This is a genomic window from Rhodoplanes elegans (genome assembly GCF_016653355.1).
GTDB lineage: Bacteria > Pseudomonadota > Alphaproteobacteria > Rhizobiales > Xanthobacteraceae > Rhodoplanes > Rhodoplanes elegans.
The window spans coordinates 46,515-63,800 of the sequence record NZ_NHSK01000156.1 but is presented as its reverse complement, the minus strand read 5'-3'; the positions used below and the strand labels follow the sequence as shown (position 1 = coordinate 63,800).

General features: G+C 58.6%; 19 protein-coding genes. 7 read left to right on the top strand and 12 right to left on the bottom strand.

Annotated features, from left to right (window positions below; genetic code table 11):
- Window positions 1–4: 4 nt before the first annotated feature.
- From lon to CCR97_RS19635, 12 genes are all read right to left on the bottom strand, one after another.
- Window positions 5–2,368 (bottom strand): endopeptidase La, encoded by a 2,364-nt coding sequence (gene lon / locus CCR97_RS19690; protein ID WP_111355045.1) that lies wholly within the window; start codon window positions 2,366–2,368, stop codon window positions 5–7.
- A complete protein-coding gene (locus CCR97_RS19685) occupies window positions 2,368–2,784 on the bottom strand; it encodes an Hsp20/alpha crystallin family protein (RefSeq protein WP_111355023.1) in 417 nt (138 codons plus the stop codon). The genes lon and CCR97_RS19685 overlap by 1 nt, the downstream gene beginning before the upstream one ends.
- Window positions 2,785–2,821: 37 nt before the next feature.
- Complete coding sequence (locus CCR97_RS19680; RefSeq protein WP_244670573.1) at window positions 2,822–3,745, bottom strand: HPF/RaiA family ribosome-associated protein; 924 nt, start codon at window positions 3,743–3,745, stop codon at window positions 2,822–2,824.
- A 111-nt stretch (window positions 3,746–3,856) separates the two neighbouring features.
- Complete coding sequence (gene dps / locus CCR97_RS19675; protein ID WP_111355021.1) at window positions 3,857–4,519, bottom strand: DNA starvation/stationary phase protection protein Dps; 663 nt, start codon at window positions 4,517–4,519, stop codon at window positions 3,857–3,859.
- Window positions 4,520–4,552: 33 nt separating this feature from the next.
- Entirely contained in the window at window positions 4,553–4,993 is a 441-nt protein-coding gene (gene trxC / locus CCR97_RS19670) for a thioredoxin TrxC (protein WP_111355020.1), read from the bottom strand.
- Entirely contained in the window at window positions 4,990–5,478 is a 489-nt protein-coding gene (locus CCR97_RS19665) for a phosphate-starvation-inducible PsiE family protein (RefSeq protein WP_111355019.1), read from the bottom strand. Before CCR97_RS19665 ends, trxC begins: the two co-directional genes overlap by 4 nt.
- Window positions 5,479–5,531: 53 nt before the next feature.
- Window positions 5,532–6,362 (bottom strand): SDH family Clp fold serine proteinase, encoded by an 831-nt coding sequence (locus CCR97_RS19660; protein ID WP_111355018.1) that lies wholly within the window; start codon window positions 6,360–6,362, stop codon window positions 5,532–5,534.
- Window positions 6,363–6,383: 21 nt separating this feature from the next.
- Window positions 6,384–7,121 carry a rhomboid family intramembrane serine protease gene (locus tag CCR97_RS19655; protein WP_111355017.1) on the bottom strand — a complete coding sequence of 246 codons (738 nt, stop codon included), beginning with the start codon at window positions 7,119–7,121 and terminating at the stop codon, window positions 6,384–6,386.
- A gap of 3 nt (window positions 7,122–7,124) precedes the next feature.
- Window positions 7,125–9,002: an ATP-dependent zinc metalloprotease FtsH gene (ftsH, locus tag CCR97_RS19650; RefSeq protein ID WP_111355016.1), complete on the bottom strand. Its 1,878-nt coding sequence runs from the start codon at window positions 9,000–9,002 to the stop codon at window positions 7,125–7,127.
- 33 nt (window positions 9,003–9,035) lie between these two features.
- Window positions 9,036–9,386, bottom strand: coding sequence for a chaperone modulator CbpM (locus CCR97_RS19645; protein WP_111355015.1), 351 nt, complete (start codon window positions 9,384–9,386; stop codon window positions 9,036–9,038).
- Window positions 9,387–10,298, bottom strand: coding sequence for a DnaJ C-terminal domain-containing protein (locus tag CCR97_RS19640; RefSeq protein WP_111355044.1), 912 nt, complete (start codon window positions 10,296–10,298; stop codon window positions 9,387–9,389).
- Window positions 10,299–10,447: 149 nt separating this feature from the next.
- Window positions 10,448–11,062, bottom strand: coding sequence for an HdeD family acid-resistance protein (locus tag CCR97_RS19635; RefSeq protein WP_111355014.1), 615 nt, complete (start codon window positions 11,060–11,062; stop codon window positions 10,448–10,450).
- A 350-nt stretch (window positions 11,063–11,412) separates the two neighbouring features.
- On the opposite strand from CCR97_RS19635, the gene CCR97_RS19630 reads away from it, so the two are divergent.
- The 7 genes from CCR97_RS19630 (at window position 11,413) to CCR97_RS19600 (ending at window position 17,285) form a co-directional block, all read left to right on the top strand.
- On the top strand, window positions 11,413–11,802 hold the full coding sequence (locus tag CCR97_RS19630; protein ID WP_244670568.1) for an Hsp20/alpha crystallin family protein: 390 nt from the start codon (window positions 11,413–11,415) through the stop codon (window positions 11,800–11,802).
- A 17-nt stretch (window positions 11,803–11,819) separates the two neighbouring features.
- Window positions 11,820–12,203, top strand: a complete 384-nt coding sequence (locus CCR97_RS19625; protein ID WP_111355012.1) for an Hsp20/alpha crystallin family protein — start codon at window positions 11,820–11,822, stop codon at window positions 12,201–12,203.
- 20 nt (window positions 12,204–12,223) lie between these two features.
- Complete coding sequence (locus CCR97_RS19620; protein WP_111355011.1) at window positions 12,224–12,730, top strand: Hsp20/alpha crystallin family protein; 507 nt, start codon at window positions 12,224–12,226, stop codon at window positions 12,728–12,730.
- Window positions 12,731–12,759: 29 nt separating this feature from the next.
- The gene (locus tag CCR97_RS19615; RefSeq protein WP_244670567.1) at window positions 12,760–14,148 is read left to right on the top strand and encodes a DegQ family serine endoprotease; all 1,389 of its coding nucleotides are present in this window, start codon (window positions 12,760–12,762) and stop codon (window positions 14,146–14,148) included.
- Between the two features lie 130 nt (window positions 14,149–14,278).
- On the top strand, window positions 14,279–15,571 hold the full coding sequence (locus CCR97_RS19610) for a M16 family metallopeptidase (RefSeq protein WP_170145635.1): 1,293 nt from the start codon (window positions 14,279–14,281) through the stop codon (window positions 15,569–15,571).
- Window positions 15,572–15,575: 4 nt separating this feature from the next.
- Window positions 15,576–16,895, top strand: a complete 1,320-nt coding sequence (locus CCR97_RS19605) for a M16 family metallopeptidase (RefSeq protein ID WP_111355008.1) — start codon at window positions 15,576–15,578, stop codon at window positions 16,893–16,895.
- Window positions 16,896–16,943: 48 nt separating this feature from the next.
- Window positions 16,944–17,285 (top strand): DUF5335 domain-containing protein, encoded by a 342-nt coding sequence (locus CCR97_RS19600; protein ID WP_111355007.1) that lies wholly within the window; start codon window positions 16,944–16,946, stop codon window positions 17,283–17,285.
- The last annotated feature ends 1 nt before the right edge of the window (window position 17,286 follow it).

The following is a 17,286-nucleotide window of genomic DNA, read 5'->3' as shown; positions in this document are numbered from 1 at the left end:
AGCGTTACTTGCCCTTAGGCGGTTCAAGTGCCGCGGCGACAGCATCGTCAACGGTCTTCATCCAAACGAATTTGATCCGTTGCCGCGCATCAGAAGGGACATCTTCGAGATCCTTCTTGTTTCGTTCGGGAAGCATGACCGTTTCGATGCCTGCCCGCACCGCAGCGAGGACCTTTTCCTTGACACCGCCGATCGGAAGAACCAGTCCACGAAGCGAAATCTCGCCTGTCATCGCGGTGTCGCTTCGTGCCGTACGGCCGGTAAGCAGCGAGGTCAAGGCGATGAACATGGCAACGCCCGCACTCGGGCCGTCCTTCGGGATGGCACCGGCAGGCACATGAACGTGGACGTCGGACTTTTCGAATTGGGCGACGTCGATACCGAGGCTCTCGGCACGGGATTTGACAAGACTGAGTGCCGCCTGCGCACTCTCCTTCATCACGTCGCCAAGTTGCCCCGTCAGAATGAGCTTGCCGCTTCCGGGCACGCGCGCCGCCTCGATGAACAGGATGTCGCCGCCGGTCGGCGTCCAGGCAAGTCCGGTGGCAACACCAGGCACGCTGGTGCGCATCGCGACTTCATCCTCGAAGCGATGGGGCCCGAGAACCGTCGTCAAGTCCTCCTCGCCAATCTTGACCGCAATATCTTTGCCCTCGGCAATCCGCATCGCAGCGTGGCGGCAGAGTGCTCCGATTTCTCTCTCCAGGTTACGGCAGCCGGCTTCCCGCGTGTAATGCCGGATGATTCCAAGGAGCGCCTCGTCGGCGATCTCGCATTGCTCGGGCTTCAGCCCGGCCGCATCGAACTGCCGCTTGACGAGGTAGCGCTTGGCGATCTGCAGTTTTTCGTCTTCGGTGTAACCGGGGACCGAGATCATCTCCATGCGGTCACGCAGAGGACCGGGAATGCTGTCCGGAATATTGGCGGTTCCGATGAACAGCACTTTCGACAGGTCGAAGGGCAGGCCTAGATAGTTGTCGCGGAACGTGCGGTTCTGCTCGGGATCGAGCACTTCGAGAAGGGCCGATGACGGGTCGCCGTGAAAACCGGCGCCGAGCTTGTCCATCTCATCGAGCATCAGGACCGGATTGCGGGCGCCTGCCTTGCGAATGGCCTGAATAATGTTGCCGGGCAGCGCACCGATATAGGTTCGGCGGTGACCGCGAATTTCCGCCTCGTCGTGAACGCCGCCGAGGCTCAGGCGCGCGAAGGGACGTCCGGTCGCCCGGGCGATGCTCTGGCCGAGCGAGGTCTTGCCCACGCCCGGCGGGCCGACAAAACATAGAATAGGCGCCTTGCCATCCGGATTGAGCTTGCGCACCGCGAGGTATTCGAGGATGCGTTTCTTGACCTTGTCCAGATCGTAGTGGTCCTCGTCGAGGATGCGGCGCGCCTCTGGAATGTCGATTCTCTCCTCGGCAAGCTTTGACCACGGCAATTCAATCAGCCAGTCGAGATAGGTGCGGATCATCGAGTACTCGCCGGCGGCATCCGGCATCCGCTCGAGACGCCGCAGCTCCTTCTCGGCCTGATCCTCGACCTCCTTCGGCATTCCGGCCGCTTCGATGGCGCGCTTCAATTCTTCCAGTTCCGCGGACCGATCGTCGGATTCGCCGAGTTGACGCTGGATCTGTCGCATCTGCTCGCGCAGGATATGCTCGCGTTGCTGCGTACTGAGTGTTTCCTGCGTCTGCTCGCCAATCTCCTTGCTGATGCGGAGCACCTGAATCCGCTCGGTCAGGAACCGAATGGTCTTGTCGAGCCGCGTTTTGACGTCGAATGTTTCGAGGATGTCCTGCTTATCCGCAGGCTTGATGTCCATCAGGTTGGCGACGAAGTCGGCCAGCGCCGCGGCGGACTGAACTCCGTCGAGTCCCGCGACAAGCTCCGCCGGCACGTTCGGCAAGAGCTGCATGGCCTCGTGAGCCCGCTGTCGCAGCAATTGCATCCGGCCTTCAATTTCCGGCGTGAGAACTTCGGATTCCCCGATTTCCTCCACCTGCGCGGCCAGAAAGGGATATCCTGGCAAGACGCTTTGGATGCGAAACCGGCGCGTGCCGCGGACGATCAGATGATGGGTGCCGTCCGGCGCCGTCACGTAGCGCAGGATTTCCGCGACCGTGCCGATACGATGAAGCTGCTCGTCGCCCGGCTCGTCCACTGTCGGATCGGTTTGCAACACGATGCCGATCGGCCGCTCACCGCGCAATGCTTCCTGGGCGGCGGCCTGAGAGCGTGGCCGCCCCACCGTCAGCGGCATCACAACGCCGGGAAACAGCACCATGTTGCGCACGGGCAGCAAGATCAATGCGCCCGGCGGGAGCTCGGTGTTGCTCTGGTTTTTTGATGGCGAGACTTGTTCGTTCATCATTTTGCGCCTTGTGCCGATTTGGCGAGACGGAGAAGGAGGCAGCCATCCTCAAACCCCCGCGCCGCAAGCGCTGCGGCCGCCTCGGGAAGCGTGAATCGAAGCAAAAAACGTCCCTGAGGAATCTCAAGCCGATGAATGGCCGCGCCTCTAACCAATGCCGGTAGCCGACGATGGCCACGCACTTCAAGCGTCCGCCCCAGGAGCCTGATCTCGACATCGCCCGGGGCCACGCCAGGCAACGCGATTAGCGCTATGAATTCGCTTTCCGTCTCATACAGGTCAACAGGTGGCGACCAACCGATTGCACCTTCGACGGCAAGAGGCGTGAAAAATTGACGATGTAGGCGCTCCGCGCGAGCCAGGAGATCGCAAGCGTCTGCCCACATCCATCGCTCGATATCGCCAAGTGCCATGGCATCGACTCCCTAGCACCCCTTCGGTGCTATGTTGCTATTTCTCAACCGGCTCGGACCGCAGGCTCCCGCGGATTTGATTCTCGATGGCCTGAATAGCGTCCTTAACCTGACTCTCCGGCTTTCGGGCGATCATTGCGATCTCGTAGGTCTCGAAGCCTTCGACGTAATGCAAATCGAAAACTTCTTGCTCGAAGGGGGATAATGTAGCTAGCACCTGATCCATCGCCGACAACAAACCGGATTTTGGAGAGGTTCCTTCGGTCGGCGATGAGGGCGCACTCGGAGTATGCTCTTTTCGTGAGCCGCCGCCGCGCTGTGCGATCGCCTCGCGGACGAGGCGATAGAGCTGCGCGCGATCATTTGTCGGCTTTTGACGTTTCGACAAAGCCGCCAGCTTGTCTTCTGCCTCCCCGACTAATTCCGCAAGCTCGCGGTCGGTGATCTGGTCGCCTTGGCTGCGAGCGCGATTGGCAACTCTGCGCGCAAACCGCGTCAAACGGCTACGATGACTTTCAACGAAGGCTTCGCGCATTGCAGTAGCACTTTGCGGCTCCGCGCCGCTCTCTCTCGGCACGGAAGAGAAAGACAGTTTATTGCGCCTCGTCTTGCGCTTCCATTGTGGCTCTTCCCGCAGCCTCTCTTTGAGATCCCTTAATTCTTCCAGAAGCGCCTTCACCGCGCTCGACAAGGCGGCAATGACCGATTTTGCCGACTTGTCAGCATGCAGAATGTGCGACGGGAGCCGAAGCGTCAAAACGGCGCGGTGTTCTTCCTTGCGGGGATGTCGTTCAAGCTCAATGAGAAGATGTACTGCATCCGCCGGGAAACGCTGCAGATGCCTTTCAAGGGTTCGAATCTTACTGTGAATCTTCTGGCGCAGAAACGGATGTCCATGCAGGCCGTGCGTGACGATGTTCCAGCCGAAATGATTGGCGTTTTGGCCCGAGTTTGCGGTCATCTGCAATTGCGTCTCTGCTTTCTAAGGAAATGAAGAGTTGTCGCCTTTAGGCGTTTCGGGTGAGCAACAGATGTGCGGCTTCTTCTTGGGCGATTCCATCGTTTCAAAGGCTCATGACTTCGCCTGTCCGTGGGCTTCAACAAACCAAAGTGTCTTGTCGATACTTCGCGATATCTCGGTAAACAGGTCGGCGGTTCCCTGGTCACCAGCCTCTGCCGCCTCCTCGATGTTGCTTCGGACCTTTGCGCCGAATGAGGCAAGCGCATCCGCAAGGGTGGCGACGTGGGCACGCCCTTCAATGATATCGATAGGGTATTCTTTCAGTGTCGATTGCTTGGCAGCCGCTCGTACCGTGCCCTCGGCCGTACCGCCAAGCGTTGTGATGCGTTCGGCGATCATGTCCGTATGCTCACGCACGGTCGTTGCGACTTGATCGAACAGTTCGTGCAGCGCTATAAAGCTTGGTCCCTTGACGTTCCAATGGGCTTGTTTGGCTTGGCTCGCAAGATCAGCGGCGTCCGCTAGGCGTGCCTGAAGCAACCCGATGACAGTTCCACGGACGTTGGACGGCAAATCGATTCGGGTGTCATGCATGGTTTTCTCCTCATTTCGAGCACTTGAAAGCTCCTCAGGCCGAATTGGCACGGCAGGACCGATGCGCGCGGGAATCCAGGCCGGCGGATCGCTCGCAGGGAAAGACTCGATATCCGCTTCGATCACCGGATCGTCTTCAGCTTTTGAAATGTCGGCTTCAGGTTTTCGTCGACGCGTCATTGGCGGACTCTCGGTTGTCGATACACGAACGCGTCAATGCGCGTGTGACATAATCCATTGATGAAGGCGGCGTTCGTCCATGGCCCCGCTCATACGATCGATAACCTGGCCGTTACGGAACATGATCAGGGTTGGAATCGAACTTATGCTGTAACGCTGGGCAGCGTCTGGTTCATTCTCGGTGTTCAACTTCAGCAACCGCGCGTTCGGCTCCAGTTGTCCGGCAGCACGCTCATAAGCGGGAGCCATCATGCGGCAGGGTCCGCACCATGGCGCCCAAAAATCGACGACGACCGGGATTTCGTTTGACTTGATGTGCTTCTCAAGCTGTTCGTTTGTGACTTCCGCCGGGTGGCCGTCAAAAAGCGTACGATGACAGCGGCCGCATTTGGCCTCTTTGGACGGCTTATCTGCCGGAATCCGGTTGACGGCATCGCAATGCGGGCAAACGATATGTGTGACGTGTTGACTCATGTTGTCTGCCTCTCTCGCTCTGCGATCTCGGCCTTTCGGTCCTGATCGCGGACGAGCCAATAGACGGCGCCGAGCGCGATAACCCCAGCCGCCAATGCGAACATCTGATTTGCGGTCGCTGCGGAAATATCAATGATAATGAATTTCCGGATCACAGCCAGCATTGCAATCAGGACGACCGTGCGCACCTGCACGACGCTTTGTTCGCGTTTCACCATAATCAGGATGGAATGCTTGAATTCGAGCGCGATAATCACGGTAAAAATCATCCCAAAGATTGTCTGGAAAACGGCGGGTTCTGTCGGATCAAAGCTGGCCAGCACGAGACCGAACAGGACCTTAATTGCCAGATGCCAGACCGCGGTGGCGATAACGACGATGATCAGGCCGGTCAGAATGAGAACGACCACTTGCTCGAACTTCTCGTAGGCGCTGGCCACCTCCCATTGCGTTGTCTTGATGTCCAAGTGTTCGAGCAATTTCATAATTGGCTCCATCTGCTGCGCCGCCGACTTATCTCTGGCTGCACTGGTTCAAGTCACTTTCGCAACGCTTCCTTCTGGCGCGGCACCGGGAGATATTCGACCCCGCCCCCCTGCGACCGCACCGGCTGGGGATAAAGGGTCATCAGCTCAAGCACGGCGTCCGGCATGTTCGTGCTGACCGGAAGGCCCAGGTCTTTGGCCTCCGTGGGCGAAATCGGATAGTCGTGCGTCCATTGTCCGGTCGATAGCTTTTCAGCGAGCGCTTCAGCCTTGTCCTCGGCCATCTTGTCGGCAAGAAGCTCCTTCGCCGCCGCCTTGACCTGGGCGATAGCCTTGCGGCCGACATCCGCAAGGAGCAGGGTCTGATCGTCGATCTCTGCAATCGGCTTCTGCTCGACCACCTTGAGCAGAGAGGCAGCGGGCGATTGTCCGAGCTGCGGGTCGATGGGGCCGAGCACGGAATGTCGGCACATGACGATCTCATCGGCCGCGAGTGCAATGAGCGTACCGCCCGACATCGCATAATGAGGCACGAAGACGGTGACTTTCGCCTTGTGCGCGCGGATTGCGCGCGCAATCTGCAAAGCGGCAAGCACGAGACCGCCGGGGGTGTGAAGCACGATGTCGAGCGGCACTTCGTCATCAGTCATGTGAATGGCGCGCAGGACATCCTCGGAGTCGTTCACGTCGATGTAACGCATCAGCGGAAAGCCAAGCAGTCGCATTGTTTCCTGCCGATGCACCAGCAGGATCACGCGGGAGTTCCGATCGCGTTCGATCTGCGCTATTTTTCGTGTTCGCATCGCCTCCAGCATGCGCTGCCGCAGCAGGGGCTGCAGGGCCGTGAACATGAAGAACAGCCAAAAGATATCATTAAAGCTCATGAAAGCAGATCTCCGGGGTGCTTAGCGTCGGCCATTCGGCGTGAAACCATAGATTCCTTCGTCGAGGTAGTATTTGCGATAGGTTCGTCGCGGTCGCGTCAGAAGCGATGTCAGCAGCACGCCGGCTATGAATCCGCCGATATGCGCCCACCACGCGATGCCGCCCCCCGTCGAGGGGCTGACAAGCTCGATCGTTCCTTGCACGAATTGCATGAGAAACCACAATCCAGCGAACAAAAGTGCCGGAACTTCAAAAAAGAACGGAAAGAAGAAGATCGGAATGACGACGATCAAATTCGCCAGCGGAAAAAGACGGACGAAGGCGCCGATGACGCCGGCGATCGCACCGGAGGCGCCCAAAGCCGGAACAAACGATGTTGCATTAAAATACGCATGCGCTGTCGAGGCAGCGATCCCGCAAATCAAATAGAAAAGCAGGTAGCGGCTTCTTCCCATTCGATCTTCGACCGTCGGCCCGAACAGAAACAACGTCCACATGTTCAAGATCAGATGCAGCCAACCGCCGTGCAGGAACATGTTGGTGAGAAACGGTAGATAATCCTGAAGCGTGGGCTCGGGCAGAAAGGGCAGCGGAACGAAATAGCGTCCGGGAATGAGTGCGTATTCCACCAGGAATCGATCCAGCGCCGGTGCCGGAAGACTGACCTGGTAAAGAAACACAGCTACGTTGATCGCGATCAGGCTCCAGGTTACGAATGGCGCGCTGCGGTGCGGTACGCCGTTTTGGATCGGAAACATCGGTCACGTCCTCGCGACTTGCGCTGCCGTCACAGCCAGCGAAGGTACGGCCTGAGCGTCCGACAAGCGCAGGTCGCGGGTGAGTTCGCGCAGTTCGTCTTCGTTCAAGGTCTCTTTTTCGAGCAGGGATTTGACGCATCGCTCCAGAACGTCACGGTTGGCCGTAAGGATTGCGGTCGTCCGGTCGAATACCGCATGCACGATCGACTTCACGGCTGCGTCGATCGTTTCGGCCGTTGCTTCGCTGAAATGACGCTCGTTTGGCGCCGGGCCCGGAACGTTGCCCAAAAACGAGGGCCGTTCGGGTTCGTACACGACATAGCCGAGAGTTTCGTCCATGCCGTAGCGCACGACCATATTGCGCGCGATGTCGGTCACCTTGGCGAGATCGTCGGCGGCGCCGGTCGAGAGCTTGCCAAACACCAATTTTTCGGCCGCGCGTCCGCCCAACAGAACAGCGATTTTGGCTTCGAGTTCGTCGCGGGTCATCAAATAGCGGTCCTCGGTCGGCCGCTGAATCGTATAGCCAAGCGCGCCCACCCCGCGCGGAATGATCGAGACCTTGTGCACGGCATCGGTCTTGGACATCGCCAGCGCCACCAGCGCATGGCCCATCTCGTGATAAGCAACAACCTTTCGTTCGTCCGGATTGAGCAGTCGATTCTTCTTTTCCAGACCCGCAACGATGCGTTCGACGCCCGCGGTAAAATCCTGCATGGCCACCGCCGACGCGCCCCGGCGGGTGGCCAGGAGGGCGGCTTCGTTGACCAGATTGGCGAGGTCGGCGCCGGTAAATCCCGTGGTCAGAGCCGCGATCTTTTCCGCGTCGACATCCTCGGCCAGCGTCACTTTGCGCATGTGCACCTTGAGAATCTGCACACGTCCCGTCTTGTCAGGACGGTCGATGAGAACCTGGCGATCGAAGCGGCCCGCGCGCAAAAGGGCCGGATCGAGAATTTCCGGCCGGTTGGTGGCGGCCAGGAGAACGATGCCCTGGGCCGGATCGAAGCCATCCAACTCAACCAGAAGCTGATTAAGCGTCTGTTCGCGCTCGTCATGACCTCCGACCGCGGGAAACGCGCCACGCGCCTTACCGAGGGCGTCGAGCTCATCGATGAATATAATGCATGGCGCCATGCTTCTCGCCTGCTCGAACAGGTCGCGCACGCGCGCCGCCCCAACACCGACGAACATCTCCACGAACTCGGAGCCGTTGATCGATAAAAACGGCACTCCGGCCTCGCCTGCGATCGCGCGCGCGAGCAACGTCTTGCCGGTGCCGGGCGGTCCCACCAGGAGGACGCCCTTCGGGATGCGTGCTCCGAGCCGGCCATAGTCCTGCGGCGCCCGCAGAAAAGCGACGACCTCCTTCAGTTCTTCCTTGGCTTCATCGACGCCGGCGACGTCGTTGAACGTGACCTTGATATCCTTCTCTACATAGACCTTGGCCTTGCTCTTGCCGATCGGCAGGAAATTGCCCAGCCCCTGCTTCTCGGCAATCCGCCGGAACACGAACATCCACAGGCCGAAGAAAAGCAGGATGGGAAGCACCCAGGAAAGAACGTCGCGCAGAAACGTGCTTTCGACGGCGCCAGTAAAGCGTACGCCTTTTTCCGCAAGCTTCTGGGCCAAAGCCGGATCGACCCGCGTGGTGACAAATTGCGTGCGACCTTCGCGCGGTTCCTTGAAGTAACCGCGGATGAACTGATTGCCGACAACGATGTTGTTGATCTTTCCATCATCGAGGTAACGCTCGAATTCGCTATAGGGGATGGGCTCGACGCGCTGGCTCTCGATCCAGAAATGCTGGATCAGCAACACGCCAAAAATGGCCGCAACGACGTACCAGATGTTGAACGTCGTTTCCTTACTGAACTGCATGGCGCCTCTCCAGCAGTGATGAATCGAGCATCGTCATGGGCTTTCTGGACCTTTCATTGGAATCGGCCGCCGACTGCGCATATCGGCAAGGATTTGCTGCTGCAGATCGGTCGGCTGACCACCAACGGCTTCGCACAATTCGCGAAGCGTCTTTCTCAGACCATGCATCTGGTCGATGAGGTCAAGAATAATGGCGACGCCCTCTTGATTGACCCCCAGGTCCTCGCGCAGATCGCGGATCAATTGCGCGCGAGAAACATCCATTTCCGTAAAGGCCAGCCCTTTATCGGTACGTTGCGGGCGTAGCCATCCTTCCTCGACCCAGGTCTCCACGATGTCGGAAGCGATGCGCACGCGGAGAACGAATTCGTGGATGTCGAGCATCTACGCCTCCATGCCGCGGCGCGGATCGTGGGCTTTGCCGGCCGTCCAGTTCTGGACGAATTTTTCCAGCTCCGGGTCCGGCTTGTCCGGCAGAACGACCCTCAATTTGACGTATTCATCCCCCCGCGTTCCATCCGCGCGAGCGACACCTTTGCCGCGCAGGCGCAGGACTGTGCCTGTATTGGAGCCCTTGGGGACGTTCATCGTGACCGCCCCGGTCGGGGTAGGAACCGAAATCTTACCGCCCAGTACAGCTTCGGTGATGGACACCGGCAGTTCCAGATGAATATCGTCACCTTTGCGCGTGAACAGCGGATGTGGCTTCACAACAATTTCAATGAAGGCGTCACCGGTAGGGCCGCCGCCGATACCCGCGCCCCCCTTTCCGGCAAGCCGCAAAAGTTGGCCGTCGTGCGCGCCAGGCGGCACGGTAATATCGATGGTTGAACCGTCGGAGAGCGTGATGCGGCGCTTCGCACCATTGACCGCCTCTAGGAACTCAACGGGCAGGCGGTAATGCACGTCCTGCCCGCGCATCTTCAGGTTCATCCGGCCACCCCGGCCGAACAGGCTGGAAAACAGATCGCCCTCGTCGCTGAAATCGGAGAATCCCTCCGAAGATGCATAAGGATGGTCACCGGCCGCCCCGCCGGCGAAATCCCGATAGTAGCGCTGCCGCGGCCGCTCCTGGCCCGAGGCATCGATCTCGCCGCGGTCGAAACGGGCACGCTTCTCGGGATCGCTCAGGAGGTCGTAGGCGGCGGAAACCGCCTTGAACCGATCCTCGGCCTGCTTGTTGCCGGGATTGAGGTCGGGGTGCAGCTTCTTGGCAAGCTTGCGGTAGGCTTTCTGGATATCGTCCTGGCTCGCGTCCTTCTTGACGCCGAGCACGCTGTAGGGGTCTTCGTTCAAGCAAGGCTCCCCGAACCATTGGTTTTCCCTGACCGGCCCGCGGTCTACCGGGCCGATGCGCACACGCCAATTCTGCTACGGTTGGGGGCTCGACGCAAAGCCGCCAGACGAGCGGCCCACTCGGCGATCCGGGGGCTCGACCTAATCCATCAGCGCAGTCGGCGCAGCCTCAGCCCTAGGATCGTGAGAATGATGCCAGAAAACAAGGCGTAGGTCGCCAAGAGCCAACCGGCGGCTACAAAGGTTTCAATAGGTCTGGTCAGGAATAGCCAGACAACAATCCCTCCTAGGACCACTGAAATCGCTCCGCTGAGAATCAGCCAGATTTCGCCCCTAATTTCATGACGAAGGCGTATGGCGGCAATAATTTCAAAGGCGCCGGTAAAGATCGACCAGACCGCAATGCTCGCCCATAAAAACGACGCGAGCGCCAACGTAGCCGTAAGCGGCCAGACGATCACCACAATGCCAGTTAGAACGCCCAGGATGCCGCTGAAGGCAAGCCATCCCCAGCGCTCGCCTTTGCGGATATTGTACACTGCCGCGATCAAAACCAACACCCCGTCGGCAAACGAGAAAGCACCAAAAACGAGCGTAAATGCCAGCAACGCCTGCGTTGGCATCCAGAATGCCAGGGCAGAGAGAAGCAATGCCAACACGCCGCGAATTACAAATGTCCACCAATTGGTGCTCAACGAGCACAACAGGCGACGGCCAGAATCATCATAGCTGACGTCTTTTTCTGCAAAACTCTGGTAGCTCATGATAGGCCCCTTCCATCAACTTGCCGAATAGCGTCATTAATAGCTGTTCGACTTGACCGCTGCTACGCATCGTGAGCCGCATCGCCCTCGGACTTGGCGCAGTGACCCAATATGCAGGCCCGCCTGATGCCCTTGCATGCAAGCCTGATACGCTTCACCTGTGACGATTGATTGCATCTGGCTCCGTAGGCCACATTGACGATCGTCAATGCTGAGCCATGGAAATGCAGCATTGATGTCAAGGCGCCGATGCCTGATGGCGCTATTGGTTGATCTGAACGGATAAAGGGAGCTTTGGCATGCTAACTGATCTAGCGCTCGGCGGCCGATGGCCGGAGGTTGCGCGCGACATGCGCCGACTTCAGGAAGAAATGAACCGGGCATTCGGCGGCTTCAGATTGGCCGTCCCGGCAGAGTACCCGCCCGTCAACGTCTGGGCGGGGGCGGACGGCGCCATCATCACTGCTGAAGTTCCGGGTGTTGCACCCGACCAGATCGACATCACGGTGCACCAGGATACGGTGACGCTGCGCGGGAAGCGCGAGCCCGCGGCGCCTGGCAAGGACGCGACGGTACACCGCGAGGAGCGCGCGACCGGCTCTTTTGCCCGGACGCTTGTTCTTCCCTTCCGCGTGGACTCCGAGAAGGCCTCAGCTCGCTTTGAGCGTGGCGTGCTCATTCTCGAACTGCCGCGACCGCCTGCCGACAAGCCCCGCCAGATTAAGATCAACCCGGCGTGAACGAGCGGAGTTTCTCCATGACCGACAACTCATCAGCCGCAACAGCGCAAACCGAAACTGTAAGCCAAGCTCCGACATTCCTCCCGCCGGCCGACATCTACGAGACCAAGGATGCGGTGGTCATGCTGCTGGAAATGCCGGGGGCCGACCCACAGAGTCTCAACGTCACGCTGGACAAGCGAACGTTGACCATCGCCGCCAGCGCCAAGCCGTTCGCTCCTCAAGGATATACGCTGGTCCATGCGGAATATGAGGACGGCAACTACGAGCGTGTATTCACGCTGTCCGAACTTGTCGATGGAGACCGCATCGATGCCGAATTCAAGGACGGCGTATTGCGGCTGACCCTGCCGAAGACCACGCCATCGCCGGCCAAGAAGATCAACGTGCGCGCCGCATAGCCGCTCGGAGGAGGACTAAGATGAAGATTCGCGATCTTATCCCATGGAATTGGGGCAAGCGGCAGGTGCCGGTGCGGCGCGAGCAGCAAGGCGAGCCGCTCCGTTCGCTGCAGAGCGACATCAACCGCGCGTTCGACAATTTCTGGCGCGGCTTCGATCTGCCCTGGCCCTCAACATCTTCCGCATGGTCGGTCTCCATGCCGAGCGTAGATCTTTCGGAAACCGACAAAGAAATCGAGGTCACGGCGGAACTGCCCGGCATGGACGAGAAAGACATCGACGTCAGTCTTGCCGAAGGCGTACTGACCATTCGCGGCGAGAAAAAATCGGAGATCGAGAAAAAGGAGAAGGACTATTATCTCCAGGAACGGACCTTTGGCTCAGTCGAACGCGTCATCCCGCTTCCCGATACCGTCGATCTCGACTCCGCCAACGCCACGTTCAAGAATGGTGTCTTGACCGTCAAGCTTGCAAAAAAGCCGGAAGCAGCGGCCACCACAAAGCGGATTACTGTGCGGCGCGCTTGATCCAGAAGCCCTCAATGAAGGTGGCTACGATGAGAATGCACGTGCGAACTGTCCTTCTGACCCTGTGCTTTGCCGCCGTGATCGGGAGCGCTCCCGCAGTCGCGCAACAGGCAGCACTCATTCCGTCGCAGCCAACCCTCGCTCCGCTGGTCGAAAAAGTGGCGCCCGCGGTAGTTAATATTTCCGTGCTGTCGCGATCGCCGGTGCAGGATAATCCACTGCTCCGGGATCCGTTTTTTCGCCGATTCTTTGAGCTCCCGGACCCCGACAAAATTCCCCCGCAGATGAGCGCGGGTTCGGGTGTTATCATCGACGCCGGCAAAGGTTACGTGATCACCAATCATCATGTCGTCGACAAGGCGACCGAGATCGTCGTCACGCTACGCGACCGCCGACAATTCAAGGCAAAGCTCATCGGCAGCGATTCTGCAACCGACATCGCCCTGGTGCAAATCGAAGCCGATCGCCTGACGCAGCTTCCGCTTGCCGACTCGGATAAGGTGCGCGTCGGTGATTATGCTCTTGCCATCGGCAATCCGTTTGGCCTCGGGCAGACCGTGACGATGGGCATTGTGAGCGCACTTGGGCGCAGCGGCATCAATGCCGAAGGCTACGAGGACTTCATCCAGACCGACGCCTCGATCAATCCGGGCAATTCCGGTGGGGCCCTGGTGTCCCTCAGTGGCGAACTGATCGGGATCAATACGGCCATTGTTGCACCCTCCGGCGGAAATGTCGGGATCGGCTTTGCGGTATCGAGCAACATGGCTCGCTCCGTCATGGATCAGCTCATTCGCTACGGCGAAGTTCAGCGCGGCCGGCTCGGTTTCGTGGTGCAGGACCTCACTCCCGATATTGCGAAAGCGATGGATATATCCAGGACAAGCGAAGGTGCCGTCGTGGTGCAGGTCGAGCCCGGGTCGGCGGCCGACAAGGCCGGCATAAAGGCAGGAGATGTCGTGACCGCCCTCGGCGGGCGGCCGGTGCGCGGGGCATCCGATCTGCGCAACCGCATTGGATTGACCCGGGTCGGTGAGGATGTTGAGTTGACGATCCTGCGAAACGGCGCGGAGCGGCGGCTACGCGCGCGCGTCGAGCGGAGCTCAGCCTCTCCTCAAACGGCCGCATTGCAAACCGACAAGGGTGCAGTCATCCCGCGGTTGCGTGGCGCGACCGTGCGCGAAATCGGTCCGGGCATGCCCATGTACGGCAAGGTCCAAGGCGTTGTTGTGGCAGAAGTCGAAGCCGGCAGCCCGGCAGCGGCACGTGGCTTGCGCGCCGGCGACGTCATTGTCGCCGTCAACCGTAAGCCCGTGCGTAATGTTGCGGAGTTCCAGGCAGCACTGCAGGAGGCAGGCCGCGTCGCCGCGCTCGACGTGCTGCGCGAAGACATGTCACTCTTTATCTTGATCACATAAGTTGAGTTCATCGTCCATGTCCTCTTGGAGTTCATTGGCGAGAGGCTGGGGCGCTACCGTTGCGCTTCGTGCGAGGTTGTCGTTCACAGCTATCGCTTGGACTTGGGCATTGACAATCGGCGTTGCGGCAATGAGCAGCTTGCTGACAGTCGCTCAAGCAGGATCGCTAAATTCCCAGATTTTCGAACTGGCGAACGGGATGAAGGTCATCTATGTGCCTGATCGCCGTCTGCCGATCGTCACTCACATGCTTTGGTACCGCGTGGGCTCAGCCGACGAAGAGCCGGGAAAATCGGGTCTCGCCCACTTTTTCGAGCATTTGATGTTCAAGGGAACGCCGACCAATCCGGGCGACTCTTATGCCCGCTTCATTGGCGACGTTGGAGGCGAGCTCAACGCATTCACATCTTATGACTTTACCGCCTACTACGCGACCGTAGGCTCTGCCCACCTTGAGAGAATCATGGAGCTTGAGGCCGACCGCATGGTCAATCTCGCGCTCACTCCGCAACAAGTCGCTGTCGAGCGAGAGGTGATTGTCGAAGAACGGCGCTTGCGTACAGACAACAATCCGGAAGCATTGCTTCTCGAACAAGCACTTGCGTCGCTTTTTCTCAACCATCGCTATGGAATTCCCGTCATTGGCTGGATGCACGAAATTCGCTCTTGGACTCAAGAAGACGCACTTTCTTTCTATCGTCGATGGTATACCCCCAGTAATGCGCTTTTGGTAATTTCCGGCGACATCGATTTCGAGCAGCTCAGGCATCTTGCGACCAAGCATTACGGGAAGCTGGCTGCTTACGCCGTAACGCGTAAACGCGCCACCGAACCGCCCTCGCTTGCGGAGCGGCGCATCGTTATGAAGGATCCGCGGGTCGGCCGGCCCCTTTGGCTCCGCCTGTATTTGGCGCCTTCCCATGGGACTGCAGATCGACCCAAGACAATTGCAATAGAGATTCTGGCCGAACTGCTTGGCGGTGGACCAACCGGCATTCTTCATCGTCGCCTGGTGATGGAGCGCAGATTGGCGGCCGACGTGTCCGCGAGCTACGACCCCGCCGCGATTGATGAAACAATGTTCGCGATCAATGCCATCCCCAAACCTGGAGTTGCTTTGGAGGACTTGGAGCGCGCGATCGACGAGGAGCTCAATGCCTTGGCGAAAACTATTTCAAACAATCCTGCCGATCTGACGCGCGCAAGACAGAAGCTCATTATGGCCGACCTGCAAGCCCGCGATGGGACCTACAAAGCTGCACTTGCGGTTGGCGCTGCGCTGGCGACCGGGGCTGCTCTGCCCGACATTGAGCGACGGCAAGATTTGATTTCCGCCGTGACCCCTGACGACATCGCGGTGGCGGCCCGCGATCTCTTCCAGCCGACGCGGTCGGTAACATCGTTGCTGTTGGTCGACAGGTAAAAACATGTCTGCTCGGGTAAAAATTGCCTTCAAAATTCTATGGGTGACGGCTTTTATGTTTATGCAAACCCACCACGCATTTCCATTAGATATTCGGACTGTTACCAGCTCTTCTGGAGCCTTGGCTTGGCTAGCAGAATCTCATCACCTCCCCATCATTGTCGTCGACTTTGCCTTGGTTGGAGTTGGCTCTGCTTCTGATCCTGACGATAAGCAAGGACTCGCAAATTTCGCCGCTCAAATGTTTCTGGAGGGTGCCGGTAAATTTGACGCTACGACTTTTCAGGAACAGCTCGCCGATATTGGAGCCACGCTAACCTTTGCCGCGGACAGAGATGCCCTCGTCGGGCGTCTTGAGGTCACGCGCGAGCATCGAAACCGTGCATTCGATCTGCTACGGTTGGCTCTATCGCAACCGCGCTTCGATCTCGACGCCATTGAACGGATTAGGATCAAGCGGGACGCTGAACTCGCGCGCCTCGACAATGATCCAGCCTATGCGGCTTCGCTTGCGTGGTGGAAGGCTGCCTTCCCGGATCATCCCTACAGAAATCCTCCGCTTGGCTCCCGTGAAGCGAATGGGCGCATTATGGCGTCTGATTTGCGACACTTTCAGTCTCGGTTGTCGAATGCAAAACTCGTTGTGGCAGCGGCAGGCGACGTGAGTGCCGCCGAGTTGGCGGACTTGCTTGATCGCGGTTTCCAAAATGCGTCGAAGAAACAAGGAATAAGCGCTCTCGCGAAGGCCGAATATCAAATATTTTCGCCGGTCGCTGTCCGTTTGCCTTTCCCGCAATCCGCATGCGTTTTCGGTCACCCGGGCGCCTCTCCAACGTCGACGGAGTATTTTCCATTGCTTGTGCTTAATCATATCTTGGGAGGTGGCACGCTGACGTCGCGCCTGTTCGTCGAACTGCGAGAGCGGAAGGGGCTCGTGTACTCAATTCGCACGGCCGCGGAGACGCTTTTGCAAGCCGATCTTCTCATCGGTCGGTTTGCGACCGAAAACGCCAAGGCAAAAACCGCCATCGAAACAGTTCAGGCGGTGTGGCGCCGTGCGGCTCAAGGAGATATTTCAGATGAAGAAATCGCAGCGGCAAAGTCCTATCTCAAGGACATGTTGCCCGTATCGATGGATGGCACTTCGGCCATTTCCGCAAAACTTCTTGCTGTACAACGCATGGCGCAAGGTATCGACTACATTCAACAATGGCGGAATAGGATCGAATCGATCGAGCCGGATTTGGTTAGACATACCGCAAAGACGACATTTTCGACCGACGTTCTGACTTTTGCTATTGCGGGCGCGCCTGAAGGTCTCTGAGTCTGGTTTTAGAATTCAACAAGTGCACTCAACGAGGAGCTTGAAACAATGCCTATCCGCCAACTCCAAAAGAGCGAATGGAAATCATACTGCGATCGAATCTCCAAGGGCCTGGAAGGCAAGCGGGCTCAGATTGAGGTCGCTGCCCTGCCTATAGGAGACCAAATCGCTGCCAAGCAAGTTCCCATCTTTGGCGTCACTTATGATCCGAAGGACGATATCATCGAGGTGGCTCTCGAAAACCTCGATCACATCATCCATAAGCCCCGGAGCTTGGCTGCGGACGAGGACGCGGCCGGCTTTTCGAGCTTGGAGATCGTCGATGGAGAGAGCCGAAAGCAAATCGTCAAACTGATGGATCCGCTGATGCTGCCACCGCCGGAACGGTGAG